Below are 4,202 nucleotides of genomic sequence, written 5' to 3'. Positions count from 1 at the left end.
GCACTCATCCGTAGGGTTTTTCCTTTCATAAGGATAAGGCTATTGTAAAAGAAAAAGAGCACCGTGGCAACGGTGCAGAGAAAAGATAAGAAAGGCTATTGCACAGCATGTGCGATTTGGTTCAATGGTAATATGGCAATTGTTAAGAAATTATTTGGAAATAATTATTTACGGTGCTACGAGAATGAAAAAGGGAAAATATATAGTTGTGAGCAAATAAGAAAATCATGGGATAATAAAGTAAATTATGTGACAGAAAATAGTTCGAAAAATGTAAAAGGTTTGAGGCAAGCACAATTGGGGGCAGTGTTTGCTATTCGTGCACATTGGATTGTTAGCAAAGAAGCGGCTACAGTAGTTATGCCAACGGGTACAGGAAAAACAGAAACTATGATGACTACTATTGTTGCAGAACAATGTAAAAGGGTATTTATATTGGTGCCCACTGATCTATTGAGAACGCAGACGGTAGAAAATTGTGTTAAATGGGGAATTTTGAAGGATATTGGGGTGATTGAGCAGAAAGCAAAATATCCGAATGTATTATGTTTGAAATCGCAACCTAAGTCAAAAGATGATTTAGAAGAAATGCTAGATTCTGCAAATATCATTGTATCCACTGCAAGGTTAGTAAGTAGATTTGATGTAGAATATATGAATATACTGAGTTGTAAGTGTGATATTCTTATCGTAGATGAAGCACATCACATTGAGGCAAACAGATGGAATCAGATTAAAAGTTTCTTTAGAGATAAGAGAATATTGCAGTTTACAGCCACGCCTTTTAGGAATGATGGTAAAAAGTTAGATGGTGATATAATATATAATTTTCCATTGTCTATGGCACAGGAACAGGGGTATTTTCAAAAGATTAATTTTAAACCTATTGTTGAGTATGATGAAGAAAAAGGAGACTACTCTATTGCTTTAGCTGCGGTACGGCAATTAAAATCAGATTTGGGAAAGGGATTCAATCATATTATTTTAGTTCGAGCCAGGTCTATGCAAAGAGCAAAGCAGTTATACGAGAATATTTATGCCAATTATTTTGCGCAGTATAATCCTGTACTCATAATTAGTGAGATGACTGCAACAGAAAAGAAATCTAATATGGAAGCTCTAAAGACAGGAAAGTCACAAATAGTGGTGTGTGTTGATATGTTTGGAGAAGGCATAGATATACCTAATCTTAAGATTGCAGCAATACATGACAGATATAAATCTTTACCAATTACCCTGCAGTTTATCGGACGTTTTGCACGTAGTAAAGCTGGATTAGGGGATGCAATAATTATTACTAACTTGGCTAATGAGGATATTCAAGATGCATTAGCTGAATTGTATTCTCAAGATTCGGATTGGAATAGTTTATTAAGTGAATTGTCGGAAGGAGTCATTGGTAAAGAAATTTCGTTACAAAAATTAGCGAACGGATTTAAAGGAAGTGGAATAGAATCTATAAATATAAAGCAATTACGACCAGCACTTAGTATGGTAGCATATAAAACAGATGCTAAAGAATGGAATTGGGAAAATTGGACACAGTTGTTTAATGAAGATGTATGCAAGTATTATATTAATGAGGAAGAGAATATATTTATTGTTATTGAACCAGAAGTGAGTAAGATAGATTGGGCAAATTATAGAGAAATTAGTAATTTGAACTGGAACCTACATATGGCATATTGGAACAAAGAAAAGCAAGTAGTTTTTCTGAATTCGACAAATAAAGCAATTTTCAATAAATTTGCTGAAATTTTATTTACCGAAGTTCAAAGAATTTCAGGTGAAAATATATTCAAATGTTTACATGGGATTAACCGTCTTATGGTGGCAAACCTAGGGTTAAATTCAGCCATTGATGGGCCAATACGATATAAAATGTTTACAGGTATTGATATTGCAGAGGCAATATCGGAATCTCAGAAAGGAAATTGCTATAAATCAAATATCTTTGGTATGGGATACAATGGGGAAGGTAAAACTAGTATCGGATGTTCATATAAAGGAACCATTTGGGGAAGACTGGTTGAAACTATCGATAATTGGAAAGAATGGTGTAATTTAAATTATGAGAAAATTATTAATCCAGATATTCATACTGTGGATATATTAAAAGGGGTTTTAATGCCAGTGATTATTAAAGAGAGACCAAAAAAGAAAGCATATAGAATAGATTGGCCGAATGATTTGGATATGTGCAATGAAAAAAGTGTATATTTGGAAACACCATATACATCCATACCGATATATGAAATGGAAATTGGTCTTATAGAAGTAGAAGATACTGAGAATTTGAAATTTTTTGTGCAAAATGAGGAGTGTAGAGCAGAATTTGAATTTATAATTAACAATGAAGGGTGGTCTATTTCTAAGATTAGCGGTACATACCTTGAATTACGTATGAGGAATAGGGCATATAGTTTAGTAGACTTTTTTAAAGAAAATCCGCCAGAAATCAAGTTTGTTGATCAATCATCGTTGCAGGGGAATCTTTATGTAACCCTGGAAAATAGTACTAATTTCAAATTTTCGGAGGAGCAATTGATTAAATGGACATGGGATAAAGTGGATATAAGTAAAGAATCCCAAGGAAATACGAAGGAGAAAGATTCTATACAATATTTTACAATTCATAAATTGCTTAGTGACCAAAGTTATGAAGTAGTATTTGATGATGATAACGCAGGAGAAATTGCAGATATTGTAGCGATAAAAGAAAAGGATAAAGAGCTCCATTTTGAATTTTACCATTGTAAATTTGCTCATGGAGCAAAGCCGGGTAGCAGAGTTGCTGATTTATATGAAGTATGTGGACAGGCAGAAAAGTCTGTCTTATGGAAGCAAAATATCTGTGAAGTTATTGAAAGAATGAAATATAGAGAAAGCAGACGGATGAAGTTGAACGGTGTTAGTAGGTTTGAAAAAGGTGATTTAAAAAAGCTCTCAACCATAAGGAATAAATTGAGATTTCTTCCAGCAAAATTAGATATTTTTATTGTTCAACCGGGAGTGTCAGCATCGGCAATTACTGAGGACATGCATCAGCTTTTATGTGGAACACAGGCATATCTGTTGGATACATATGGAATAACATTACAGATGATTTGCAGTCAGTAAAAGTATTCCTTGACAAATTTGCATTTTAGAGCAATTACTGAACTACAAAATTTGTTAAGGAGTTGATGTCAAATGACAGAGGAACAGAAGCAGATGATTGTGCGTCTTCGGAATGTAGGATTAGGCTATCGGAAAATTGCAATTGTCTTAGAACTTTCAAGGGACAAGGTAAGGAATTACTGCAAAGCAATCGGTCTGGACGGCTATGCTAAGAAGCGCCTGCAAGCCAAGGAAGGTAAGCAGATGGAGGAAGATTGTGCCGACAGTGTATGTAGGTATTGTGGCAAATCAATTGAGAAGCAGATTACCGGACGAAGGAGAATTTACTATTCGGAGGAATGCAGAAGAGCGTGGTCGAAGAATCATTTATCGCTTTACAAGCATGAGTGTATGTTTTTCGGAAAGAAATTTGAAAGTTCGTCCAAGACGCAGAAGTTCTGCAGCCATGACTGCTATATCAGGGACAGGTTCTGGAGAAGAGAGGATACAGAGGAAATTGTAAAAATGCTTCTCACCGGAAAGAAAGTACCTACAGTACCAAAATGGATTAAAGATATACTCAATGGTGAAACAAAATAATCGGAAGTTTTACCATTGAGTATAGGTGGGGGAAGCATTTTGAAAAGGGGTGGAATACTGCAAAAAGGGGTGAATCGGGCAAAAGGAACTTTCTGGCGAAAGTCGGGGGAATTTTGAACGAAATTTTTTGCCATGTAGTAGAAGAAAAAACTATCACCGCATGTTGAGACTGTGGTACTGTTGTCAGAAAAAAATTATACTGTAGAGGATAAAGCGATATCAGCTTTTCTCTGGCATTTCCAGTTTGAAAATGCCATTGTATTTTAGCTTCCTGATGATTGCGTTCTTCTTCCCACGCTGCCAATTCACATTTAAGCTGGTCGATTGTCTCAACACGCCGGGACAGACATTGACGGGTCATAACGTTTAATTCAATTTCTGCCATATCCAGCCAGCTTCCATGCTTTGGCGTGTAATGGATTTCAAGGCGCTTTATAATCCGCCTTGCCTCTGCAGGTGGAAATGCTTTATATAATGAAGCTGCTTTATGTGTGTTCAAATTA

The 4,202-nt window shown here is 35.5% G+C and carries 2 protein-coding genes and 1 pseudogene; 2 read left to right on the top strand and 1 reads right to left on the bottom strand.

All coding sequences use genetic code 11. The features are described from left to right. Positions 1-63: 63 nt before the first annotated feature. Both FYJ45_RS28785 and FYJ45_RS28780 read left to right on the top strand, forming a co-directional pair. On the top strand, positions 64-3,120 hold the full coding sequence (locus tag FYJ45_RS28785; protein WP_207708463.1) for a DEAD/DEAH box helicase: 3,057 nt from the start codon (positions 64-66) through the stop codon (positions 3,118-3,120). A gap of 72 nt (positions 3,121-3,192) precedes the next feature. Then, positions 3,193-3,699: a hypothetical protein gene (locus FYJ45_RS28780; protein ID WP_154468369.1), complete on the top strand. Its 507-nt coding sequence runs from the start codon at positions 3,193-3,195 to the stop codon at positions 3,697-3,699. Between the two features lie 205 nt (positions 3,700-3,904). Here the strand turns inward: FYJ45_RS28780 and FYJ45_RS31295 are convergent. After that, positions 3,905-4,202 (bottom strand): annotated as a pseudogene (locus FYJ45_RS31295) (transposase); the annotation flags it as partial.

Source organism: Eisenbergiella porci, assembly GCF_009696275.1.
Lineage (GTDB): Bacteria > Bacillota > Clostridia > Lachnospirales > Lachnospiraceae > Eisenbergiella > Eisenbergiella porci.
This window is presented reverse-complemented; position numbering and strand designations above follow the sequence as displayed.